This window comes from Microbacterium sp. E-13 (assembly GCF_049912955.1).
Classification (GTDB): domain Bacteria; phylum Actinomycetota; class Actinomycetes; order Actinomycetales; family Microbacteriaceae; genus Microbacterium.
The window spans coordinates 143,485-165,074 of sequence record NZ_CP183973.1; the positions used below are offsets into that span (position 1 = coordinate 143,485).

General features: G+C 67.9%; 20 protein-coding genes and 2 pseudogenes. 13 read left to right on the forward strand and 9 right to left on the reverse strand.

The window, feature by feature from the left end:
* Nucleotides 1-5: 5 nt before the first annotated feature.
* Nucleotides 6-1,466: an amidophosphoribosyltransferase gene (gene purF, locus ACN9MP_RS00685; RefSeq protein WP_426323025.1), complete on the forward strand. Its 1,461-nt coding sequence runs from the start codon at nucleotides 6-8 to the stop codon at nucleotides 1,464-1,466.
* A gap of 206 nt (nucleotides 1,467-1,672) precedes the next feature.
* Complete coding sequence (locus tag ACN9MP_RS00690; RefSeq protein ID WP_426323027.1) at nucleotides 1,673-2,908, forward strand: CynX/NimT family MFS transporter; 1,236 nt, start codon at nucleotides 1,673-1,675, stop codon at nucleotides 2,906-2,908.
* A 90-nt stretch (nucleotides 2,909-2,998) separates the two neighbouring features.
* Here the strand turns inward: ACN9MP_RS00690 and ACN9MP_RS00695 are convergent, their stop codons facing one another.
* The gene (locus ACN9MP_RS00695; protein WP_426323029.1) at nucleotides 2,999-3,196 is read right to left on the reverse strand and encodes a DUF3073 domain-containing protein; all 198 of its coding nucleotides are present in this window, start codon (nucleotides 3,194-3,196) and stop codon (nucleotides 2,999-3,001) included.
* 169 nt (nucleotides 3,197-3,365) lie between these two features.
* On the opposite strand from ACN9MP_RS00695, the gene ACN9MP_RS00700 reads away from it, so the two are divergent.
* Complete coding sequence (locus tag ACN9MP_RS00700) at nucleotides 3,366-3,905, forward strand: universal stress protein (protein WP_426323031.1); 540 nt, start codon at nucleotides 3,366-3,368, stop codon at nucleotides 3,903-3,905.
* Between the two features lie 37 nt (nucleotides 3,906-3,942).
* Here the strand turns inward: ACN9MP_RS00700 and ACN9MP_RS00705 are convergent, their stop codons facing one another.
* Both ACN9MP_RS00705 and ACN9MP_RS00710 read right to left on the reverse strand, forming a co-directional pair.
* Nucleotides 3,943-4,551 carry a PadR family transcriptional regulator gene (locus ACN9MP_RS00705; protein ID WP_426323032.1) on the reverse strand — a complete coding sequence of 203 codons (609 nt, stop codon included), beginning with the start codon at nucleotides 4,549-4,551 and terminating at the stop codon, nucleotides 3,943-3,945.
* Complete coding sequence (locus ACN9MP_RS00710; protein WP_426323033.1) at nucleotides 4,551-5,528, reverse strand: DUF4097 family beta strand repeat-containing protein; 978 nt, start codon at nucleotides 5,526-5,528, stop codon at nucleotides 4,551-4,553. Before ACN9MP_RS00710 ends, ACN9MP_RS00705 begins: the two co-directional genes overlap by 1 nt.
* A 260-nt stretch (nucleotides 5,529-5,788) precedes the next feature.
* On the opposite strand from ACN9MP_RS00710, the pseudogene ACN9MP_RS00715 reads away from it, so the two are divergent.
* Nucleotides 5,789-6,589, forward strand: a pseudogene (locus tag ACN9MP_RS00715) (MerR family transcriptional regulator).
* A 142-nt stretch (nucleotides 6,590-6,731) separates the two neighbouring features.
* Here the strand turns inward: ACN9MP_RS00715 and ACN9MP_RS00720 are convergent.
* Nucleotides 6,732-6,896, reverse strand: coding sequence for a hypothetical protein (locus tag ACN9MP_RS00720; RefSeq protein WP_200826306.1), 165 nt, complete (start codon nucleotides 6,894-6,896; stop codon nucleotides 6,732-6,734).
* A gap of 212 nt (nucleotides 6,897-7,108) precedes the next feature.
* Here ACN9MP_RS00720 and ACN9MP_RS00725 point away from each other — a divergent pair, with 212 nt between their 5' ends.
* From ACN9MP_RS00725 to ACN9MP_RS00750, 6 genes and pseudogenes are all read left to right on the forward strand, one after another.
* Nucleotides 7,109-7,996, forward strand: coding sequence for an SDR family oxidoreductase (locus tag ACN9MP_RS00725; protein WP_426323035.1), 888 nt, complete (start codon nucleotides 7,109-7,111; stop codon nucleotides 7,994-7,996).
* Between the two features lie 45 nt (nucleotides 7,997-8,041).
* Entirely contained in the window at nucleotides 8,042-8,308 is a 267-nt protein-coding gene (locus ACN9MP_RS00730) for a DUF7218 family protein (RefSeq protein ID WP_426323037.1), read from the forward strand.
* 95 nt (nucleotides 8,309-8,403) lie between these two features.
* A complete protein-coding gene (locus ACN9MP_RS00735) occupies nucleotides 8,404-9,372 on the forward strand; it encodes a DNA topoisomerase IB (RefSeq protein ID WP_426323039.1) in 969 nt (322 codons plus the stop codon).
* Between the two features lie 64 nt (nucleotides 9,373-9,436).
* The gene (locus ACN9MP_RS00740; RefSeq protein ID WP_426323041.1) at nucleotides 9,437-9,850 is read left to right on the forward strand and encodes a fluoride efflux transporter FluC; all 414 of its coding nucleotides are present in this window, start codon (nucleotides 9,437-9,439) and stop codon (nucleotides 9,848-9,850) included.
* Nucleotides 9,847-10,218 carry a fluoride efflux transporter CrcB gene (gene crcB, locus ACN9MP_RS00745; protein WP_426323043.1) on the forward strand — a complete coding sequence of 124 codons (372 nt, stop codon included), beginning with the start codon at nucleotides 9,847-9,849 and terminating at the stop codon, nucleotides 10,216-10,218. The genes ACN9MP_RS00740 and crcB overlap by 4 nt, the downstream gene beginning before the upstream one ends.
* 79 nt (nucleotides 10,219-10,297) lie before the next feature.
* Nucleotides 10,298-13,453: pseudogene (locus ACN9MP_RS00750) on the forward strand (efflux RND transporter permease subunit); the annotation flags it as partial.
* A gap of 2,175 nt (nucleotides 13,454-15,628) precedes the next feature.
* Here the strand turns inward: ACN9MP_RS00750 and ACN9MP_RS00755 are convergent.
* Nucleotides 15,629-17,341 carry an ATP-dependent nuclease gene (locus ACN9MP_RS00755; protein ID WP_426323045.1) on the reverse strand — a complete coding sequence of 571 codons (1,713 nt, stop codon included), beginning with the start codon at nucleotides 17,339-17,341 and terminating at the stop codon, nucleotides 15,629-15,631.
* A 234-nt stretch (nucleotides 17,342-17,575) separates the two neighbouring features.
* Here ACN9MP_RS00755 and ACN9MP_RS00760 point away from each other — a divergent pair, with 234 nt between their 5' ends.
* On the forward strand, nucleotides 17,576-18,013 hold the full coding sequence (locus ACN9MP_RS00760) for a hypothetical protein (protein WP_426323047.1): 438 nt from the start codon (nucleotides 17,576-17,578) through the stop codon (nucleotides 18,011-18,013).
* A gap of 155 nt (nucleotides 18,014-18,168) precedes the next feature.
* Here ACN9MP_RS00760 and ACN9MP_RS00765 read toward each other — a convergent pair whose 3' ends face one another.
* From ACN9MP_RS00765 to ACN9MP_RS00780, 4 genes are all read right to left on the reverse strand, one after another.
* Nucleotides 18,169-18,570 carry a hypothetical protein gene (locus tag ACN9MP_RS00765; protein WP_426323049.1) on the reverse strand — a complete coding sequence of 134 codons (402 nt, stop codon included), beginning with the start codon at nucleotides 18,568-18,570 and terminating at the stop codon, nucleotides 18,169-18,171.
* Between the two features lie 134 nt (nucleotides 18,571-18,704).
* On the reverse strand, nucleotides 18,705-19,163 hold the full coding sequence (locus tag ACN9MP_RS00770; protein WP_426323051.1) for a hypothetical protein: 459 nt from the start codon (nucleotides 19,161-19,163) through the stop codon (nucleotides 18,705-18,707).
* A gap of 3 nt (nucleotides 19,164-19,166) precedes the next feature.
* Nucleotides 19,167-19,619 carry a helix-turn-helix transcriptional regulator gene (locus ACN9MP_RS00775; protein WP_426323053.1) on the reverse strand — a complete coding sequence of 151 codons (453 nt, stop codon included), beginning with the start codon at nucleotides 19,617-19,619 and terminating at the stop codon, nucleotides 19,167-19,169.
* Nucleotides 19,620-19,659: 40 nt separating this feature from the next.
* Nucleotides 19,660-20,097: a hypothetical protein gene (locus ACN9MP_RS00780; protein ID WP_426323055.1), complete on the reverse strand. Its 438-nt coding sequence runs from the start codon at nucleotides 20,095-20,097 to the stop codon at nucleotides 19,660-19,662.
* Between the two features lie 217 nt (nucleotides 20,098-20,314).
* Here ACN9MP_RS00780 and ACN9MP_RS00785 point away from each other — a divergent pair, with 217 nt between their 5' ends.
* Together ACN9MP_RS00785 and ACN9MP_RS00790 are read left to right on the forward strand one after the other, a co-directional pair.
* Nucleotides 20,315-21,094: a helix-turn-helix domain-containing protein gene (locus ACN9MP_RS00785; protein ID WP_426323057.1), complete on the forward strand. Its 780-nt coding sequence runs from the start codon at nucleotides 20,315-20,317 to the stop codon at nucleotides 21,092-21,094.
* Nucleotides 21,095-21,159: 65 nt separating this feature from the next.
* A complete protein-coding gene (locus ACN9MP_RS00790) occupies nucleotides 21,160-21,567 on the forward strand; it encodes a hypothetical protein (RefSeq protein WP_426323058.1) in 408 nt (135 codons plus the stop codon).
* Nucleotides 21,568-21,590: the final 23 nt, after the last annotated feature.

Sequence of the window (21,590 nt, forward strand, 5' to 3'; positions counted from 1 at the left end):
CACCCATGTGCGGAATCGTCGGGATGGTGGGCCGCGGGTCCGTCAACCAGGAGATCTACGACTCCCTTCTCCTCCTGCAGCACCGTGGTCAGGACTCCACGGGCATCGCGACGGCCGAGCGCAACGGCGTCGTGCACCAGCACAAGGTCAAGGGCCAGGTGCGCGAGTCGTTCCGCACCCGCGACATGCGCGCGCTCCTGGGCGAGATCGGCCTGGGCCACGTGCGGTACGCGACCAAGGGCACGGCCTCGAACGAAGAAGAGGCGCAGCCCTTCTACGTGAACGCCCCGTACGGCCTGGTCCTGGTGCACAACGGCAACCTCACGAACACCCGGGAGCTCACCCAGGAACTCTTCCGCAAGGACCGCCGCCACCTCAACACGTCGTCCGACACGGAGCTGCTGGTCAACGTTCTGGCGAACGAGCTGCAGTCCTCGATCTCGGGCCTCGAACTCGATCCGGCGCAGGTCTTCCAGGCCGTGACCCGTGTGCACGAGCGCGTCGAGGGCTCGTACGCGGCCATCGCCCTGGTCGCCGGCTACGGCCTGCTGGCGTTCCGCGACCCGTTCGGCATCCGTCCCCTCATCCTCGGCACGCGCAAGCACGAGGACGGGCACTACGAATGGGTCGTGACGAGCGAGTCGCTCGTGCTCGAGAACGGCGAGTTCGAGGTCGTGCGCGACGTCGACCCCGGCGAGGCCGTCTTCATCGACCTCGACGGCAACCTGCACACGCAGCAGTGCGCGACGGACGCGCAGCTCGTGCCGTGCTCGTTCGAGTACGTGTATCTCGCCCGCCCCGACTCGGTGATGAACGGCATCTCGGTGTACGAGGCGCGCCTGCGCATGGGCGACCGGCTCGCCGACACCATCGCCAAGTACACGCCCCGCGAGGCGATCGACGTGGTCATGCCGATACCCGACTCGTCGCGTCCTGCCGCCATGCAGGTCGCGCGCAAGCTGGGTGTCGAGTACCGCGAGGGCTTCTACAAGAACCGCTACGTCGGCCGGACGTTCATCATGCCCGGCCAGGCGGTGCGCAAGAAGAGCGTGCGCCAGAAGCTCAACGCCATGTCGAGCGAGTTCAAGGGCAAGAACGTGCTCCTCATCGACGACTCGATCGTGCGCGGCACGACGTCGAAGGAGATCATCCAGATGGCACGGGATGCCGGCGCCAAGAGTGTGACCTTCGCCTCTGCGGCGCCGCCGGTGCGCTACCCGCACGTGTACGGGATCAACATGCCGTCGCGCCACGAGCTCGTCGCCCATGGCCGCACGATCCCCGAGATCGCGGAGGAGCTCGGGGCGGACTTCGTCGTCTACCAGGAGGTCGAGGACCTCAAGGCCGCGATCCTCGAGGGCTCCGACGTCGAGGATCTCGACATGAGCTGCTTCGACGGCCGCTACATCACCGGCACGGTCACCGACGAGTACCTCGCCTGGGTCGAGGGCTCGCAGGAGTCCTGACCCGCTCGGGCTGCGGCATCCGGCCGGGGCGTCCGTCCCGATGTGGTATCTCCGGATCAGGAGATCTGGCGAGCGCAGGGTCATTTCGCGCGGATCATCCTGTCTCCGCCAGATCTCCTGATCTGGGAGATGGATGCTGCGGGCCGGGGCGCGGCGGCGAGCTCCCGGCCGGGCCGGGGCACCAGACGGGCCCGTAGGCTGGAGGAGTGACGTCGTCTCCTGCCCGCCCGCTGTGGCAGGGGAGGACCCTCGCGCTTCTCGGGATCGTGCTGTTCGCCTTCTCGCTGCGGTCGGCCGTGGCCTCGCTGTCGCCCCTCTACGACCACATCTCCGAGGACTTCGCCGTGCCCGCGGCGGTCATCGGCCTGATCGGCACCGCCCCACCCGCCTGCTACGCGGTCTTCGGGCTGCTCACACCCGCCCTCGAACGGCGGTTCGGCCTCGAGCGGCTGGCCGTGACGGCGATGGCCGTCGTCGTGGCGGGGCTGATCGCACGCAGCCTGGCGCCCGACTCGGCCCTGCTTCTGGCGGGCACGGCGCTGGTGTTCGCGGGCGTCGGCACCGGGAACATCCTGCTGCCACCGCTCGTCAAGCGCTACTTCCCCGACCGCATCGGCCTCATGACCACGGTGTACTCCACGACGATGGCCGTCTCGACCGCGCTGCCGGCCCTCATCGCCGTGCCGGTGGCGGATGCCTCGGACTGGCACTTCTCGCTCGGGCTGTGGGCCGTCTTCGCCATCGTCGCGATGATCCCGTGGATCGGACTGGCGATGCGGCACCGTGCTGCGGTCGAGAACGGGGAGGAGGACGTCGAGGATACGAGCCCGCGGGCGTTCGGGCGCATGTGGCGCGTCCCGCTGGCGTGGGCCCTTCTCGTCGCGTTCGCCGTCTCGAGCACGATCGCGTACACGTCGTTCGCGTGGCTGCCGTCCCTGCTCGTCGACACGGCGGGTGTCAGCCCCACGACGGCCGGCGTGCTGCTGTCGCTGTTCGCGTTCATGGGGTTTCCGGCATCCCTCGCCGTTCCCCTGCTGGTGTCGCGCTGGCACGCGACGCGGCTGCTCTTCGGTGTGGCGGTCTTCACCGGCTTCGCGGGGATCGGCGGGCTGCTGTTGGCGCCCGCCGTCGCGCCGTGGCTGTGGGTGGCGCTGCTCGGGCTCGCGCCGCTGCTGTTCCCGCTCGCGCTGGTGCTCCTCGGGATCCGCACCCGCACTCACGAAGGCGTGGTCGCGCTCAGCAGCTTCGTCCAGAGCGGCGGGTATGCCGTCGCCGCCGTGTTCCCGCTCGGCATCGGGTTGCTCCACGAGGCCACCGGCTCCTGGACCGGTCCTCTCATCTTGCTGGCGATCGTCGTCGCGGCCGCGATTCCGGCGGGCGTCGTCGCAGCCAGGCCTCACACCGTGGAGGACGACTGGGAGCGGCGCCACGGCGCCTGGTGAAGCATCCGTCTCCCGGCACGAGCGCGTGCAGGCATCACGAACAGACGGTGACCGGGTGGGTTCACCGTCGGTGGAGCGACGGGTGCGGGCTTACGCCTGCGACGACGAGAGCGGTGTCGTCTCGTCTTCGTCCTCGTCGCTGTACTGATCGGCCCACTTGTCGACGTACTCGTCCTCGCTGTGGTGGCCGAGCTCGCGCTCGAGCGCGGAGTAGTTCACGTTGTACGTGTCGTACTTCAGCTCGCGAGCGATCTTGGTGTGCTTCGCCTTCTGACGGCCACGCCCCATGCGAGACCCCCTCATTTTGAGTCGCGGGCTTACGTTGCGGGCTCTCAGCCGCGCAAACCCGGGCATTCACGAATCCGGCTTCGAACCGGTAAGAGTAGCATTCAGGATAACACGGAGCCCCCTCACCCCGGCGGTTCCGGCCCCAGCGGCGCGGGAGGAGCACGGACATATGACCGACGAGGCATCCGCGCCGCACGGCGACGCGACGACGGACAAGAGCCTGCACGGAGCAGTTGTCGCGGGCGTCATCCCCGACCAGTCCCCGCGCGTGCTCAAAGAGGCGGCGCGCTACGCGAAGCTTTTCGGGGCGCCGCTCGTGGTGGTGCACGTCGACGTGACGCGCTTCGTGACCTACGAGGATCCCGACGGGTACGTGCACTCGGCTCCCATCGACCTCAACATCGCCGCCGGCGAGGGCGAGCTGGCGAAGGTTCAGGATGCCGCGGCCGCCGTCCTCGGCGACTACTCGCAGCCCTGGACGGTGCGGCAGCTGGTCGGCGACCCCGCGATGGCGATCAAGCACTTCGCCGACGAGATCGACGCCCGGCTGCTCGTCGTGGGCACGCGCAAGCGGGGTTTCGGCGAGTCGGTGCGCGAGTTCTTCACCGGCTCCGTGGGAGCGCGCCTCGCTCACCGCCAGCACCGCCCCATCCTCATCGTGCCGCTCGGCGAGCCCGTGCCCGACGACGAGGAGATCTGGCCGGCCTGACCCCGCCGCGCCCGCGCCCGCCGCGCCGCGCCGCGCCTCAGCCTCGCAGCGCGCGCGTGACGTCGCGGGCCACGCGGTCGAGCTCGGCGGCGAGCTGGTCGACGATCGTCGCGGACAGTTCCCCTCCGCGCGCCACGTGCACGCGGACGTCACCGCGCACGTTCGCGCGGAACTCGTTCACGAGCGCGTCGACACGCTGCACCTGTTCGCGGCTGCGCACGCGGGGATCGTCCTCGCGCGGGGGATGCGGGGTCGTCTCGCGTTCCTCGCGCGACGCCGCGGCAAGATCCGCGCGGAGGCTCTTCATGGCCTCACGCACGCTGCCCCGCACCTCGTCGGCGATGAGCCGCACGGAGTCGGTCAATCCGGCCTCGATGCCCTCGAGCTCGCCGGCGCGCGACTGCACCTCGGCGTGGCCCGCTTCGGTGATCGCGTACACGGTCTTGCGACCGTCGACGGACTTGGTCACGAGGCCCTCCTCTTCGAGCTTCGCCAGACGGGGGTAGATGGTGCCGGCGCTGGGCGTGTAGGTGCCGCCGGTGCGGTCGGACAGGGCCTGCATGATGTCGTAGCCGTGGCGCGGCCCTTCGTCGAGCAGGTTCAGCAGGTACAGGCGCAGATCCCCGTGGGAGAAGACCGGGGCCATCACAGCTCACCCCGCTCGAGGCCGGTCTCACCGGCGGGGGCCTGATCGGCGCCGGACGGCTGAGCCGACCAGCCGGACTCGGCGGGTGCCTGCTCGAACCCGGTCGCCGCGGGCGCGGGAGCGTCGACGGCGGCCGGGGGCGCAGCATCCGTCACCGCAACGGCGGCGCGGCGCAGCACCGTGATGTCTCCCGAGACGCTGTGGGCGCGAACGTCGGCGAAGCTGCCGCTGAGCTCGCCGACCGAGCCGGAGTAGTTGGTGGTGGGGCCGGTGCCGGTGCCCGAACGGACGATGCCGTCGATCTGCACGCGGCCGCTGACGCTGCGGACGACGTAGTTGGCGGGGTGACCCTCGTCGAGCCGCACCGTGGTGGCGCCGCTGACGGTGTTCAGGCCGACCGTGAGGATGTCGCCGGTCGAGTCCACGAGCAGTGAGCCCGACACGGTGTCGATCGTGGCCCTGCGGAGCGCTCCGGTGGCGGCGACGTCGCCCGAGACGCTGTTGGCGTTCAGCGAGCCCACGAGCTCGCGCACCTGCACGTCGCCTGACACGGCGTTGACCGACAGGTCGCCGGTGAGCCCGTCGACGATGATGTCGCCCGAGACGGTGTTGAGGGAGGTGTTCGCGCGCAGGCCTGAGACGAGCGCGCTCGCGCTGACGACGCCGAGAGTGAGGGCGACGTCACGCGGAACGGCGACGCTGACCTGCGCCTTGGGGCCGCCGGCGCCGAAGTTGCGGAAGACCTCGAGGAAGTTGTCCCACCGCAGTTGCGGGTGGTCGATCTCGACGTGGTCGTCGGCGACCTCGATGCGGAGGTCCTTGACCGTGACCTCGTGCACCTCGATGCGGATGCCGGGCTCGTCGTGGGCGATGACATCCACCTGCCCGCCCACGAGGCCGATCTTGAGCGTGCGCACCGTCTCGATGTCGATGACGCGCGTGTCTCCCGGGTGGATGATCCACTTCTCCAGGGTCATGACTCTTCTCCTGCGGTTGTGTCTGGGGGTGATCCGTCTCGCGATATATCGCGTGCTGCGAGGATAACACGATATATCGCGTCACTGTCAAGACCTGCGTCCGACTTTCGCCAGAACGCACGAACGCACGCGGATGGAGCGGATGCCGGTCCTGTCGCGCGGTCTCGTCGGCACAGGTTCCGGCGCCCGAAGCTTGACCTTGACGCCGCGTCAACCTTTAGCGTGATCACATCGAAGGTCGAGAGGGAGGGGAAGCGGCGATGAAGACAGAGCAGGAGTGGTCCATCCAGCAGATCGCGAAGCTCGCCGGCACGACGAGCCGGACACTCCGCCATTACGACGACATCGGGCTGCTCGCCCCGTCGAGCGTCGGCCACAACGGCTACCGCTACTACGACCAGGCGGCGCTCGTGCGCCTGCAGCGCATCCTGCTGCTGCGCGAGCTCGGGCTCGGGCTGCCGCAGATCGCGGAGGTGATCGGTCGCGAGTCGGCGGAGGTGCCCGCCCTCGAGGCGCACCTGGCCTGGCTGCGGTAGGAGCAGGACCGGCTGGCGCGGCAGATCGCGTCGGTGCAGACCACGATCAGTGCAGTGAGAGGAGGTGAACGACTGATGGCAGAGAACATGTTCGACGGCTTCGACCACACCCGGTACAAGGAGGAGGTCGAAGAGCGCTGGGGCAAGAAGGCGTATGCCGACAGCGACCGCTGGTGGCGCTCGATGAGCGCCGACGAGAAGGCCGCGTGGCAGCAGCGGGCGGCCGATCTCGGCCGCGACTGGATCGCGGCGGCGGAGGCGGGCGCCGACCCGGGCGGCGATGCGGCCCAGGCGCTCGCGAAGCGCCACGTCGAGTGGCTGAGGGGCATCCCCGGCACGCCGGCGGCGGCTTCGACGAGCTCAGCGACCGGTACCGGAGGCGTCAAGGCCTACGTGATCGGCCTCGGCGAGATGTATGTCGCGGACCCGCGCTTCGGCGCCAACTACGAGACGAGCCAGGGTGGCACGCACGGCGCCGAGTTCGTGCGCGACGCGCTCCGCATCTACGCGGAGGCCAACCTCTAGCCCTTCCGCTCCCCTGTCACGATGTGCCGGACCGACTGGCAGTTCGGGACAGGCGAGCCCGTAGGGCGCGGGGGAGCGAAGACAGACGGATGCCGCGGCCAGCAGTGGCCGCGGCATCCGTCGTCATCCGGGGTGATGCAGATCAGGTGTTTCGGTTCCCGCTGATTACTCGGAACAGGAAGGCGATCAGCGCGATGACTCCGACGATGATGGCCACCCACAGCAGCCAGCTCAGCGCCGAATTGAGGCCGCCGACGATCGCGAGGATGATCGCGACGACGATGATGATGATCAGGGCGAGGTTCATGTGATGTTCTCCTTCTTCGTCGTCGATGCGTGTGATGCATCGCATGCCTCTTGGGCACTGAATCGACAGTGGCACCGACAGGCATGGCGTCCGTAGGGGCTTGACGACGCCGCTTTTTCGGTGATACGCCGGGAGCCGCGGCCCGTGTAGCGCTGAGGGCCGAGGAGGTCAAGCCCCCTGAACGCGCCCGGGACCGGCCGTATTTTCCCGATATGAGCACATCCGGGCCTACCGATCCGACCACCGCGCACCACGACGCCGGCTTTCCCGCCCAGGAGCAGGAGCAGCCGGGACTGACCAACGACACGACCCCCGAGCCGGACCACGGCGAGGAGTCCTACCAAGGTGCGATGCGGCTGGCCGAGCGCCGCGCGCTCATCACGGGCGGCGACTCGGGGATCGGCCGCGCCGTCGCGATCGCCTTCGCCCGGGAGGGCGCCGATGTCGCGCTGACCCACATGCCGGAGGAGCAGGAGGATGCCGACGAGACCGTGCGCCTCGTCGAGGATGCCGGCGCCCGCGCGCTGGCCCTCTCGGGCGACCTGCGTGAGGAGGACTTCTGCGCCGAGATCGTCGAGCGCGCCGTCGCCGAGTTCGGCGGGCTCGACGTGCTCGTGCTCAATGCGGCGTACCAGAAGGACCGCGAAGGGCTCGACAAGCTCGAGACCGCGGAGATGGAGCGGGTGTTCCGCACCAACCTCTTCGCACAGATCTTCACGGCGCGCGCGGCCATCCCGCACCTCGAACCCGGCGCGTCGATCATCGTGACGACATCCATCCAGGCGTTCAATCCGTCGCCCGGCCTCATCGACTACGCGATGACGAAGGCCGCGCAGGTCGCCTTCGTCAAGGCGCTCGCCCAGGAGCTCGGCGAGAAGGGCATCCGCGTGAACGGCGTCGCGCCGGGTCCGATCTGGACCCCGCTCATCCCGGCGACCGGATGGGATGCCGAGCGCCTGGCGTCGTTCGGAAAGGACACGCCCCTCGGGCGGGCCGGTCAGCCGGCCGAGCTCGCCGGCGCGTACGTGTACCTCGCGAGCGGCGAGGCGTCGTACACCTCCGGGGCGATCCTGCCGGTGACCGGAGGCAAGGGCCTGTGACACCCGCGCCCGCCACGGCGGGAGCGACCAGGGAAGGAGGAAGCGATGCCCGCAGGACGTGGATCGAACTTGAAGGACCGCGACATGTACGAGGAGCTCCGCAAGGACGGCGCCTCGAAGGAGAAGGCCGCGCGCATCTCGAACGCGGCGGCCGCGCAGGGTCGCAAGACCGTGGGCAGGCGCGGCGCGAAGGCGAAGGACTACGACGACCGCACCGTGCCCGAGCTGCGCAAGCGCGCCAAGGAGCTCGGCCTCACGGGCTACTCGGGCAAGAAGAAGTCCGAGCTCATCTCGATGATCCGAAACCACTGAGATCGTGGTCGCCGAACCCGCCGGGCCCCGTCTCGGCGGGTTCCGCGACCCAGGGCCGCGCGAGCGGCGTCGCGCCGCACTGAGAGGATCGACGGATGCCGAAACTCACGCGCGTGCGCCCCGTCGAAGACGCCGGCTTCCGCCGGCTGCGCTCGGGTTCGGGCTTCCGCTACGTCGATGACCGCGGCAAGGCGCCGGCGAGCAAGCACGCCGAGCGCATCCGGGCTCTCGTCATCCCGCCCGCCTGGACCGACGTCTGGATCAGCGCGCGGCCGGACGGACACATACAGGCGGTCGGCACCGACGACGCCGGCCGCCGGCAGTACCTGTACCACTCGGACTGGACCGCGGCCCGCGACAAGGGCAAGTTCGCGCGGGCGCTCGCGCTCGCCGAGGCGCTGCCGCGCGCCCGGGCGCGCGTGACGACGTCGCTCCGCCGCGACGACCTCGACCGGGAGCGGGTGCTGGCCGTGGCGTTCCGCCTGCTCGACGACGCTGCGCCCCGCATCGGCTCCGAGCGCTATCTCGCCGCCAACGGCAGCAAGGGACTGACCACGCTGCATCGGCGCGACGCCTCGGTCGACGGCGGCACCGTCACCCTCACGTTCCCGGGCAAGAGCGGAAAGCTGCAGTACCTCGAGATCGACGACGCCGATCTGGCGCCGACGGTGGAGCTTCTGGCTGCGGGGCGGCCCCGCTCGCCGCTTCTGGCCTGGCAGCGGGGCGGACGCCGGGTGCCGCTCACACCGGCCGAGGTGAATGCGTACGTGCGGTCGCTCACCGGCGGCAAGTTCACCGCGAAGGACTTCCGCACGCTTCGCGGGACGATCCTGGCCGCCGACGCGCTCGCCCGCATCGGCACGGTCGACACCAAGACCGACCTGAAGCGGGCCGAGGTGCTCGCCGTTCGAGCGACCGCGGAGGCCCTGGGCAACACGCCGGCCGTGGCGCGCGGCTCGTACATCGACCCCCGGGTGTTCGCGCGCTACCGCGACGGCGACCTGCTGGATCTCTCGAAGACGCCGGAGTCGGCCATCCGCACCCTCCTGCGGCCTGGTCGTTGACGCACCGCGTCACGGGGACCCGCCGGTTCCCGGGGCGGCCGGCAGCCCGATGTAGCGTGAGGGGATGCCGCAGCCCGTCGACCCGCGCGTGCTCGGGCTGACCGTGGCGGGCGGGGCGGTCGGGGTGCTCGCACGGGGTCTGATCGTCGCGCCGGTGTCGGACCCGGCGGCGGTGCCGTGGACGACGCTCGCCATCAACGTCGCCGGATCGCTGCTGCTCGGGGTGATCGTCGGCTGGCTCGATGACCGCCGGCCGCTCGCGCGGGCGTTCCTCGGCACGGGGGTCATGGGCGGCTTCACGACGTACAGCGCGTTCGCGGTCGCGACGGCGCTGTGGGTCACGACCCCGTGGCTCGCTGCCGGGCTGGCGGCGGCATCCGTCGTCCTCGGCGTCATCGGAGCGATCGTCGGGCTCTTCATCGGGCGCCGGATCGCCGACCGCCCGGGGGAGATCGAGCTGCCCGAGGACGCAGAGTGAACCCCTGGCTGCTCGTCGCCGCGCTGGCGGGAGGCGTGGGCGCGGGGCTCCGCTACCTCGTCGACCGGCTGCTCGCCGGCCGCCGCGGCCTGCGGTTCCCCGTCGGGATCCTCGTGGTCAATGTCTCGGGCTCGCTGGCGCTCGGGCTGCTGACCGGGCTCGGCTCCGCCGTCGCCCCCGAGGCCTCGCTGGTGCTCGGCGTCGGCCTCCTCGGCGGCTACACGACCTTCAGCACCGTCTCGGTCGAGACCGTGCTGCTCGCGCAGCGGAGGCGGTGGCGGGATGCTGCGCTCAACCTCTTCGGCACACTTGCCTTGGCGGCGCTCGCCGCGGGGCTCGGCCTCGTCGTCGGCGCGGGGCTCAGATGAGAACTGCATGAAATACTGACAGCCGATACATCCGCGTATCGTGCGCATCCGTTGCACCACCACACCAGAAGGCCTCCGTGTGTCGAACCTCGCCGTTCTGAGTCTCAAGAACCGTGCGCTCATCGCGCTCATCACGATCGTCGCCGCCATCTTCGGCGGGCTCGCCCTCACGAACCTCAAGCAGGAGCTCATCCCCTCGATCGAGTTCCCCACGCTCGTCGTGGTCTCCACCTACCCGGGCGCCTCGCCCGAAGTGGTCAGCAACGACGTGTCGGTGCCGATCGAGACCGCCATCCAGGGCGTGCCGGGGCTCGAGTCCACGAGCGCCACCAGCACCACGAATTCGTCGATCGTGCAGGCGTCCTTCACGTACGGCACCGACCTGGCGACCGCCGAGCAGAAGATGGCGCAGGCCATCAACCGCATCAAGAGCCAGCTGCCCGAAGGTGTCGACCCCAACGTCATCTCGGCCAGCATCGACGACTTCCCGGTCATCCAGCTGGCGGTGACCGGCTACGACGACGAGGCGTCGATCCAGTCGCAGCTCGAGGCATCCGTCATTCCGGATCTCGAGGACGTGGCGGGCGTCAACGCGGCGCAGATCGTGGGCGGCGTCGGGCAGCGCGTCACGATCACCCCCGACCAGGAGGAGCTGGCGGCAGCCGGCTACACGCAGCAGGCGGTCCGCGACGCGCTCGAGCAGAACGGCGTGCTCTTCCCCGGCGGCGAGATCACCGAGGGCGACGAGACGCTCACGGTGCAGACCGGCGCGAAGATCACGACGGTCGACGAGATCGCCGAGCTCCCGCTCGTGCCGTCGACGCCCGAGCAGTTCGGGGCGGGGCAGAAGACGATCGCGGATGTCGCCACCGTCGAGGAGGAGGCCGACCCGGTCACCACCGTGTCGCGGGTGAACGGCGAGCCGGCTCTCACCATCGCGGTCACGAAGCTCCCCGCCGCGAACACCGTCGACGTGTCTCGCGGTGTGCTGGCTGTGCTCCCCGACCTCGAGGACTCCCTCGACGGCGCCGAGTTCACCGTCGTGTTCGACCAGGCCCCCTACATCCAGGAGTCGATCGACACGCTGGCGAAGGAGGGCCTGCTGGGTCTGGTGTTCGCGGTGCTCGTGATCTTCGTCTTCCTGCTGTCGGTGCGATCGACCCTCGTCGCCGCGATCTCGATCCCGACGAGCGTGCTCATCACGTTCATCGGTATCCAGGCGTTCGGCTACTCGCTCAACATCCTGACGCTCGGGGCGCTCACCATCGCGATCGGGCGCGTGGTCGACGACTCGATCGTCGTCATCGAGAACATCCGGCGGCATTACGTCGGCGACGCCGACAAGCGCACCGCGATCCTGCGCGCCGTGCGGGAGGTCGCGTCCGCCATCACGGCGTCCACGATCACCACCGTCGCGGTGTTCCTCCCGATCGCGTTCGTCGGCGACGTCACGGGCGAGCTGTTCCGCCCGTTCGCCATGACGGTGACGATCGCGATGACGGCGTCGCTCTTCGTCGCGCTGACGATCGTGCCGGTGCTCGCCTACTGGTTCCTCAAGCCCGGCAAGCCGATCCTCGACGCCGAGGGCGTCGCGGTCGACCCTGAGGACCCGGCCGCTCCGCCGAGCCGCCTCCAGAGGTCGTACCTGCCGATCCTCCGCTGGACGCTGCGGCACTCCTGGATCACTCTGGCTCTCGCGGTGCTCGTGCTGGTCGGCACGATCGCGGCGGCGCCGTTCATGAAGACGAACTTCCTCGGCGACTCGGGGCAGAACACGTTCACCATGACGCAGGACATCGGGCCCGCCCCCTCGCTCGAGGCCGAGAGTGCGGCGGCCGAGGAGGTGGAGAAGCTGCTCGAGGGCATCGACGGCATCGAGACGGTGCAGGTGTCCATCGGATCCAGCGGCTCGGCGCTGCGCGACGCCTTCTCGGGCGGCGGCAGCGGCATCACCTACTCCATCACCACCGATCCGTCGGTCGATCAGGTGGCCCTGCGCGAAGAGGTGCAGGCGGCCGTCGCCGAGCTCGACGACGCAGGGGAGATCTCGGTCGCGTCCGGCGGTGGCGGCTTCGGGTCCACCGACATCGACATCGACGTGACGGCACCCGACTCGTCGACTCTGGAGGAAGCGACGGATGCCGTCATCACGGCCGTCGACGGACAGGAGGGCGTGGGCCAGGTCACGAGCAACTTGTCGGCCTCGCTGCCGTACATCGCCGTGACCGTCGACCGCGACAAGGCTGCCGAGCTCGGTCTGTCGGAGGTGGCCGTGGGCGCACTGGTGTCGAACACGATGCAGCCGCAGTCGATCGGCTCGGTCGAGATCGACGACACGTCGCTCACCGTCTACCTCGCCGCCTCCGAGACGCCGGCGTCGCTCGACGACCTGCGGCAGCTGCAGGTGCCGAGCGCCACCGGCCCGATCGCGCTCGAAGAGGTCGCGGCGGTCGAAGAGAGCGAGGGGCCCACCTCCATCACCACCGAGGGCGGGCAGCGCACCTCGACCGTCACGGTGACCCCCTCGACCGACGACCTCGCGACGGCCTCGGCCTCGGTCACCGCGGCCCTCGACGACGCGGACCTGCCCGCCTCGGCCGACGCGTCGCTCGGCGGCGTGGTGACGCAGCAGCGGGACGCCTTCTCGCAGCTCGGTCTGGCCCTCCTGGCGGCGATCCTGATCGTCTACATCGTGATGGTGGCGACCTTCAAGTCGCTGCGCCAGCCGCTGCTGCTGCTGATCTCGGTGCCGTTCGCCGCGACCGGCGCGATCCTGCTGCAGATCATCACGGGCGTGCCCCTCGGAGTCGCCTCGCTCATCGGCGTGCTGATGCTCATCGGCATCGTGGTGACCAACGCCATCGTTCTCGTCGACCTGGTGAACCAGTACCGCGAGAAGGGCCTGACGGCGCACGACGCGACCGTCGCCGGCGGCTCCCGCCGTCTGCGCCCCATCCTCATGACCGCGCTCGCGACGATCTTCGCGCTCACGCCGATGGCCCTCGGCATCACCGGACAGGGCGGATTCATCTCGCAGCCGCTCGCCATCGTCGTGATCGGCGGCCTCGTGTCGTCGACCGTGCTCACCCTCCTCGTGCTGCCCACGCTCTACAACCTCGTCGAGGGCGCGAAGGAACGGCGCATCGAGCGTCGTCGCGGCCGGGGTGGCGACGGCGGCGACGGGGGTCCGGCTCCGGAGGGCGACGGCCCGGTGGGCGGGACGGATGCTGCCGCCGAAGGCGTGCTCGTCGGCGCGGGTGCGTCGGGGGCTACTGCCGGAACCGAGGGTGCGGGTGCGGGTGCCGGGGCCGAGCTTGCTGCGGGTGCAGGGGCCGGGGGTGCGGGTGCTGCGGGTGCAGGTACCGTCGGGGCGGGTGCTGTCGGGGCCGACGGCGCGGGTGCAGTCGGTTCGGCCGGTGGAGTTGCGGGTGCGGCCGGTGCCGATGCAGGTGCCGCCGGCGTGGCTGTGGCCGGTGCGGCTGCGGCCGCGGCCGCAGCCGCCTTCGAGACGCGGCGCCAGCGCCGGCTGCGCGAGAACGGCGGATCGGTGTCGACCGACACCGCGTCGATCGCGGTGCCCGTCATCGAGGAGGGTCCCGACATCGAGGTGTCGGACTCGACGCCCGCGCCTGACGAGGCCCACCCTGCGTCGGCGAAAGAGCCCGGCACCGAGGTCTCCGTCGATGCGCAGGCGTCGGAGGACGCGCTGCCGGCGAGCGAGGAGGCTCCGGACGTGGAGGTGTCGGACTCGACGCCCGCGCCGGCCGATGCGGTGGCGTCGGAGGACGTGGTGCCAGACTCGACGCCCGCTCCGGCGGATGTGGTCGAGGCGTCGACGCCCGACGACTCCCCTGTTCCGGATATCGAGCAGGGGCCGGACGTGGAGGTCTCGGAGTCGACGCCTGCGCCGGCGGACGCGGACTCAACCGCCACCGTCGAGCCGATCGACGCTCCGCCGGCGCGGGAAGAGCCCGTCGCACTCGAGCCCGCCGGGTCGGAAGACCGCGTCCCCGGTGCCCTAGCCGCACAGGCTGAGGCCGGGTCTGAGGCGACGGAGCACTCGACCGACTCCGCCGAGGTCCCGGATCAGCTCGCGGAGGAGCCGCCCAGTTCGTCCCCCCTCGAGCCTGAGCCCGCCTCGGAGCGCCGGGAGGAAGATCCTGGGGTTAACGCTGACGAGTCTGATGGTGAGTCGCCCCGGCCGGGCGACGAGAGCGAGGACGCCGAGAACGATGACCGTCCTCACGATAACCGCTGATCCGAGCCAGCGCTGAGCGCTCTTGCTCTGCGGGCCTCGCACGAGCACGAAAAGCGCAGCCCTGAGGGCACAACGCCCGTGGGGGCTAAACGGGGCACCCGCAGCGCGCTTGCTGTGGGGAAGGCTGCCTAGCAACCGCCGAGCGCGCTGAAGGACCGGCAACGGGCGGCCGGTCGGCGGACTAACGCGTCTCTCGGCCGGCTCACGAAGCCCAATGCGACAGGCGCCAGACGCACGGCATAGTCCTCCTGACAAGTCTCCTGATACTGGGATGATGGCGCAGTGACGGAGTCTCCCGCGCCGAATCCCGATGCCCATCCATGGTGGCCAGCTCTCTTCCTCGTCCCTACGCTCGCCGCGATTGCCCTCGCAGCATGGGGCTCGAACGAGGCAACCACGTACATTCTCGAGAACCCGTGCATCACCGGATGGGACGTACCGTGGACGGTTCCGTTCACTGTGGTTCACTCGCTGGGGTTACTGGGGGCAATCACTGCTGTAGCAATCGCATTCGCCCTGCGTCGCGGCTCGAGGACGCGAGCAACTGCACTCATCTGCCTAGCCGTTGGCGTCTTGCTCTGGCTCTACGCCGCCGGCCTCATTAGCGCTCCGTATGGATGGCACTGCGACCGGCTATGAGCCCGACCCGACACGAGTTCGCCTGCCGATGATCGACCCGCTTAGGGGCGGGTCGCGATGGGTCCGTCTTCGATCTCCCAGCTGTGCGTCTGTGGCCAGCGAGCGGGAATGTCACCGGTCGTGCGCCGATGGAGGATCCCCGCTTCGTCTGGCCAGACGTGTAGCACGCGATGCACCTCGGGCCACATCGGACCGCTCACCCACTCGACGGGATTGATCGCAGCGAGGGCTACCCGCCATACAGGTGGCGAGACCAGGTGACGCATCGTCAAGCGATCCGCAGAGAGCTGCGACATCGACCATCCGTCATTCATGCGCCGCATCATCTCGAGTCGTAGCGCGTTCGCGACCTGAGTAGACACGTCCGCAATCGTCTCACTCGCTGAGCTCATCTCGGGCCGCTCGCGCAGCGACCGACTTTCGAGCCCAGCGACGACAATGCGGAGGAAATCCGTGTCGAGGCTCCGTTCCGGACGCGGGCAGTCCTCGGACACCCGCCTGGGCGCCATCGACTTATGTCGCGTTTGCGCGCCTAATGAGGGATACGAGCTCGCTCAGCTTCGCCGTGAGATCGTGTGGAAGCTCCAAGGGTGGTGCTTCCACAACACGTTGCGCGATCGCGACCTTGCTGGGCTGCTTCGTATCGATGATTGGCGCGGCAAGCGGGTTCTCCCACCGTGAGGGCGCCTGCTCGCGGATGTTTGCCCGCGGGTGCGCGGCTCTGATCGCCGGCGCGAGTTGATCCCAGGCAACGTAGTTCTCGATCGTGTACCCGTGAGTGACCCACGCCATCCCTGTGGCGGGATCCTCGGCCAACTCATTTTGCACGCGGATCTTCGATTCGCTCAGCGGTGACCTACCGTTGCTTCGGTCGCTGTCCATGAGGACGACCATGTGACGGTTTAGCTTTCTCAACGAGATGAAGTCGTCGACCTCGCTCTCATCGAGCGCTGACAGACCCTTCAGGAGACTCCCGCCGTAGTACATCACCGAGTAGTCGATTCCTTCGAAGAACTCGCCCGGCGCCACGTGTTCGAGCCACCACTTCAGGTAGATCCTGTCCGAAGGACCCTCGACCCAAATGACCGCGTTAGCTTGTACGAGATCGGATGGCCGATAGCCGAGATCCGCGCAGATCGCGCTGTGCTTGGATGCCGTGCCTGCGTATGACATCCAGGATCTCCCATCGACCAATTGGACGTGGAAGATCGAGCCCAGCGACGAGTCGAGTAGATGCGCGGAATGGGTCGCGACGACGTACCGATTGTCGGTCTCGGCGTGGAGATAGCGGAGAAGTTTGCGTTGCAGGAGCGGGTGGAGGTGGATCTCTGGCTCCTCGAGACACACGATGGATCTACGGACGATGGTCGCCGCGGCCGCCAAGATGATCACCTCATGAACACCAGTCCCGTAGCTCTCGATTGGGAGCGTCCGACCGCCCTGCGTGATGTGAATAGTGCTCGCGTCATGAGGGATCTCAATCGCGAGGTCGGCGTCTTCCAGCACATCCCGGACGAAGCGTTGGACCCTAGCGAAGATCTGCTTGTCCTCAAGGCGCGCCGAGACAGGTGATTGCAGCTCGAGGAGCGACCGCCTGATCCCTCGTCCGGTGAGCGTCGACGTGCCAGCCGCCTGGTCCGAGATCTCCCGAAACCCTGCGACGGTCCGTACCGGGGGGAACGGCGGTAACGAATCCATCACCTTCGCGAGCACCGGCCTTACGTTGTACGAGTCGTCGTGTCCCCATTGGCCGAGCCAGTTTCGCGCAATATTCGTGTACGTGCCCCGCGAGCCGTCGATCGCGCGAGCTGCGAAGTCCGGTACCAGTTCCCCACTCCCGGCCTTCATGCCGGTTCGTTCGAACCAGATAAACCCTGGGAAGTCGTCGACGACGAACGGTGCACTCGAGAGCAATGCCTGCAGTGATCCGAAGGATTGACCGGACGCGGCTTTGAGCCGTTCGAGTACAGAGTCAACGTCGTATCCGATAGCGTGCCACGGCGCATCCGGTTCGCCCGCGGGTGTGTCCCACGCCCCACTGACGTTGATGTCCTCGACGCCCTCCTTGGCGCTCGATAGTCGATGGAGTGCCCTCAGCACATTGGACTTACCTGCGTTGTTCCGCCCCGCGATCAGGTTCACCCGCTCGAGCGGTGACAGCCTTACGAGCTCCGACGTGCCGAAGCTCCGATAGCCGGCGAACGCAATTCCTCTGATCTCATCCATCCCGGCAATCCTGGCAGAACCCGCAAATCGCGCTCGCGAGACCTCCTTGACTTCAGGATTCACGTGAAACCGCGCCCGAACTCGGACCGTCGAACGAGCCAATCGGCCGGAGTTTTGCGCTACGTGGCTACGCACGCCACGGTTGCTTCCACCGATCCGTTCGAACGTGCTCCGCCGCACCCGATCGAGCAGCAGTTCCGAGCGCCGACCGGATAGCGCGCCAGAATAGAGCTCGTGCTGGAGATCGAACCTGGGGCGAGAGTCACCGAAGCGACGTGCCACCACTGCGGGGAACCGATGACGCGCGTGGCCGGCTTCATCTACCAGAACGGTGACGCGCATGCCATCTACTTCGCCTCCTGCTACCACCACGAAGGTCACGAAGTATGGATTGATGCGGTGTTCTCACCGACATGGGCGGACGGCGCCGATGACCACGTCACGTTCGGCTGTCGTGTCGGCACGGTCGAAGGAAAAAGCGAGCCGGCAGCCTCCTTGGTTACGGCGGCAGCCGCCTTCGATGAATCGGCCACCTTCGGCCAGAAGTTGACCCGGGAGGAAGCCCTGACACATCCGATGGTCGGGGATTTCTGGGCGCTGGTTGACCACGTCCTGACCCATGACGCTGTCGTCTCCGCACACGTGTACGGACCGAACGCCAAATTCGCGTGACCCGGGGTCCGGGTGGGCGTCTTCGCACGCGCGGCGCCATTAGCCCACAGCAGTCGCCGCTCACGAACCTCGGAATGGCCGCCCGCTCGGCGACCGGCATTCGAGCCGCGAGCCAAGCGACGCGATGCCGGCGAGGGCCGCGCCGCGATCGCCTGTCACGGGATGTAGGTGTTGTTGTTGATTCCAAGTTGGAACAGTTCGCCGCCCCAGAGGATCTGCGCGACGATGATCCCGATCCCGGAGGCAACGATCACCGCGACCATCGCCAAGGCGATGCCGCGCCTGCCATATGCCCACCATCCCACCACCAGCAGCAGAATGAGCCCGATGAGGTGGGCGAGGATGAGCGGCACGCCCCCGATGACCTCCGCGAAACCTGCCATCGTCGTGTCGGCGGATAGCGCCTTGGGCTGTTCCGTCTGCGCCTCGAATTGAGCGAATCCGTACCATGCCCACGCGACGGCCGATGCGATGACGCCAAGTGACGCGAGGAGCCAGAAGTTTGCCCGCGTGCTCGTCGAGCCGTGATCGGACTTCGCTGATGCAGGGGCAGTCACGCGGTCAGCCTAATCACGACATGCTTGGCAAACTCGCCCGCTCGCGTTCACACGTTCTCAGATAGGAACCTAGACGGGTCGCATCCCATCAAGACACCCAAACCTGATTGCGCTTACCCAGTCGAGGCGTCGAACTAGCCAAGCGCCGCAGCGAGCTCCGCCTCAACGTCGAAAGTGAACACTCCACGCTCCGCGATCGGAAGGTTGATCGGCTCTCCGAAGACTCTGCCGGTCACTGTCCAGAAGCCCTCTCGGAAGTATGGGAATGCGGCCATGATAGCGACCTCGTTCCCGAAGAGAATGACATGCCGTCGTTCCGGCACGTAGTCATCGAGCGAGTACTCTGCGGCCACGGAGACGCGAGCCTCTCCGACTTGCGTCTTCAGAACCCCGTTGATCCGATATCCGAACCCTTCTCCGTCGATGCGATATTGCACTCCGACTTCAAACTGTCCCTTGTCGGGCGCGATGTCATCAGACGTGATCCCATACCGACGCGCATTCAGCTCGTCGAAGCGAATCTCAGTCAAAGTCGAGTGCCGGACGAGCCGAAGTACAGCTTCCTTGTCCTCGCTCGAGAGCTCGTCTGACATCGCTCAATGCCCTGCAGCGAGCACAAAGTCGCTCTGGCGGTGACTTTCAGCCGACCATATGGCTGCCGAGGCGGCCGGGGCGGATGCAACAGTCGTAGGAATCACGCGGCGCGCATAGCCAGTGCCGGTCCAAGCGTCGCTCGCCGCCAACGCGAGCGACTGACCGTCGTCGATCGAGACGTCGTGCTGCACAAGTGCGCCAACCGCGTTGACATAGCGTCGCAATGTGGACAACTTTGGGTCAGCGTCGTATCGCTCGAGCTTCTGAACCGCTTGCGGTGACACACCCATCCGCTCAGCAATGTCGGCCTGCGTAAGTCCGAGCTCTCGGCGAATGCGGATGAGCTCCGAACGGAGTTCACGGTCCTCACGAGCAAGTACTTTGGCGCGCGCGCGGACGGTGGCAAACGGTGAGACCGCCGCTGAGAGAATGCCGCGGATGGGTGTGACGGACATGACCACATCATAACCACACAACCTGGAGGTTGTGCTACCGCTAGTTCCAGCTTGTGGAGGCGCCGGAAACATACCTTCGCGCAGCGAACTCGATCTCGATCTGTTGGCCCTGCTCGTCGGACTTGATATGACGATTCAGGCGCACGAGCGAGCCTGGCAGGACGGCGGGCTCGCCATGGTAGAACCGAAGCTTCTTCGACAAGGCTGTGCGACGCAGTTCATAGATCTCGGGATTCTCGCGGATGGGCTTGATTGGAGTCGTGGCATCCCCTGAGTCCCAGAGCTTTCCGTTGGCTGCGGCGTCCAAGAGATCGTCGACCTCGCCGAGCTCGTGGTGTCGCGCGAAAGGCGCAAGCGAAGCAAACCAAGCCTCGTAGTCGAGTACGGCTGGTCGAGATTCGTCTTGAAAATCCACCCATTGGTGAGGGGGGTTCGCCGGGACGCAGCAGCGCGAGTCGTTGCCCGAGCGCTTCCCCATGCGGAGATAGTACTCATAACCCGTGCCGGAACCCCGCGGCGCCGCTCCGACTCCGCAGAGGCGGCTCTGCTTGAGCCCGCGCAAGGAGCAACGCACGATAGCGTCCCTCAGAGCTCACCGCACGAATGGGAATGCCGATCGCTGGAAGCTGACGGTGACTCCCGGGCGCAATCGTCGGCAGCGCCTCTTGTCTGAGCGTTCTCCCTACGCTGGGGTCATGACGTTCACTGCGCTGCATCGCGTGCTGGGAATCGCCCCGGGACCACTGACTGACGACTTGCTCGACGACGCAGTGGCCGCGGGCGTCACGGAAGCCAGCGATCTGGATTGGAAGTCCGAACTGCCGCCGACGAAAGGCCTACCCCAAACAGATTTCCCGAAGGACGTTGCCGCGATGGCGAACAGCGGAGGCGGCATCATTGTCTTCGGTGTGCGGGAATCGCAGAAGGCGGCGACCAAACGAGTCGACGTGGGTGAACTCGATGAGGCCTACGAGCGGTCCCTGCGGAGCGCGGCGATCACTGCTATCTCTCCGCCCGTCTTCGGGCTCAACGTGCATCGGCTCGGCACCACAGGGCGCCGAGCCGTCGTCGTAGAGGTGCCGCCGAGCGTCGACGGGCCGCACCTGATCTACAAGAACGACTACTTCGCCGCCCCGGTGCGAAACGACTCGGACACCGTGTGGATGAAGGAACGGCAGATCGAGGCGATGTACCGCGCTCGCTTCGAGGAACGCCGGCACGCGACCGAGGCATTGGACGCACTGTACGACGAGGCCGCGGCGGGCAGGGACACGGACAAGCGCGCGTGGCTGATCGCCGTAGCTCACCCTCGCATCTCTCGCCGTCGCGACCGGCTGACCCGCGACGAAGCGCGGGGGGTCTTGACGAAGACCGTCGGGCTGGCCCTGACGTACGCCGGTCGCGGGGCGTCCACCCGCTCGAGAACGTCGACCGTGACAATCCGCGTCCGGGGTTGCGGCGCTGGGTTGCAGTGAACACCGCTACCGGCGATCGCTCGGTCTGGAGGGAAGCGTGGATTAGTGTCCACCATGACGGCTCCGTGACTGTCGCTGCCGCTGTCGGCGGTCATCGGATGAGCAGCGATGGGTATTTCGATGGCTGGCAGGTGGAGTCTGTCGCGATTGAGTGCGCCATTGCGGATCTACTGGCACTAGCGAGGACGGCCGCGGAGGCCACGGGCAACGACGAGTACGACGTGCGCCTTGGGGTCGAATGGACCGGCGAGCAGTCATTAACGATCCTGACCAAGGACAACATGGGCTTCACTTACGACGGTGTTTCGGTACCGTTGCATCGCTACACGCCGGTCGAGACCACCGTGAGTGCCGTGGAGCCGGCGCTGGACTACTGCTGGCACGTTCACGACTTCGCTCAGGACTGCGTGAATCAGGGCGGTGTCTCGAGTGTGCTGATGATCCGGCCGCCAGCCCGTGACGAGTCGGCCTAACGAGGATTCCCGCACTCGGGTGG

Bases quoted from the DNA above. Each gene is read 5' to 3' on its own strand.
- purF (WP_426323025.1), top strand. From the start codon at position 6: ATGTGCGGAATCGTCGGGATGGTGGGCCGCGGGTCCGTCAACCAGGAG.
- ACN9MP_RS00695 (WP_426323029.1), bottom strand. From the start codon at position 3,196: ATGGGGCGTGGCCGTCAGAAGGCGAAGCACACCAAGATCGCTCGCGAG.
- ACN9MP_RS00700 (WP_426323031.1), top strand. From the start codon at position 3,366: ATGACCGACGAGGCATCCGCGCCGCACGGCGACGCGACGACGGACAAG.
- ACN9MP_RS00705 (WP_426323032.1), bottom strand. From the start codon at position 4,551: ATGGCCCCGGTCTTCTCCCACGGGGATCTGCGCCTGTACCTGCTGAAC.
- ACN9MP_RS00710 (WP_426323033.1), bottom strand. From the start codon at position 5,528: ATGACCCTGGAGAAGTGGATCATCCACCCGGGAGACACGCGCGTCATC.
- ACN9MP_RS00720 (WP_200826306.1), bottom strand. From the start codon at position 6,896: ATGAACCTCGCCCTGATCATCATCATCGTCGTCGCGATCATCCTCGCG.
- ACN9MP_RS00725 (WP_426323035.1), top strand. From the start codon at position 7,109: ATGAGCACATCCGGGCCTACCGATCCGACCACCGCGCACCACGACGCC.
- ACN9MP_RS00730 (WP_426323037.1), top strand. From the start codon at position 8,042: ATGCCCGCAGGACGTGGATCGAACTTGAAGGACCGCGACATGTACGAG.
- ACN9MP_RS00735 (WP_426323039.1), top strand. From the start codon at position 8,404: ATGCCGAAACTCACGCGCGTGCGCCCCGTCGAAGACGCCGGCTTCCGC.
- ACN9MP_RS00740 (WP_426323041.1), top strand. From the start codon at position 9,437: ATGCCGCAGCCCGTCGACCCGCGCGTGCTCGGGCTGACCGTGGCGGGC.
- ACN9MP_RS00755 (WP_426323045.1), bottom strand. From the start codon at position 17,341: ATGGATGAGATCAGAGGAATTGCGTTCGCCGGCTATCGGAGCTTCGGC.
- ACN9MP_RS00770 (WP_426323051.1), bottom strand. From the start codon at position 19,163: ATGTCAGACGAGCTCTCGAGCGAGGACAAGGAAGCTGTACTTCGGCTC.
- ACN9MP_RS00775 (WP_426323053.1), bottom strand. From the start codon at position 19,619: ATGTCCGTCACACCCATCCGCGGCATTCTCTCAGCGGCGGTCTCACCG.
- ACN9MP_RS00780 (WP_426323055.1), bottom strand. From the start codon at position 20,097: ATGGGGAAGCGCTCGGGCAACGACTCGCGCTGCTGCGTCCCGGCGAAC.
- ACN9MP_RS00785 (WP_426323057.1), top strand. From the start codon at position 20,315: ATGACGTTCACTGCGCTGCATCGCGTGCTGGGAATCGCCCCGGGACCA.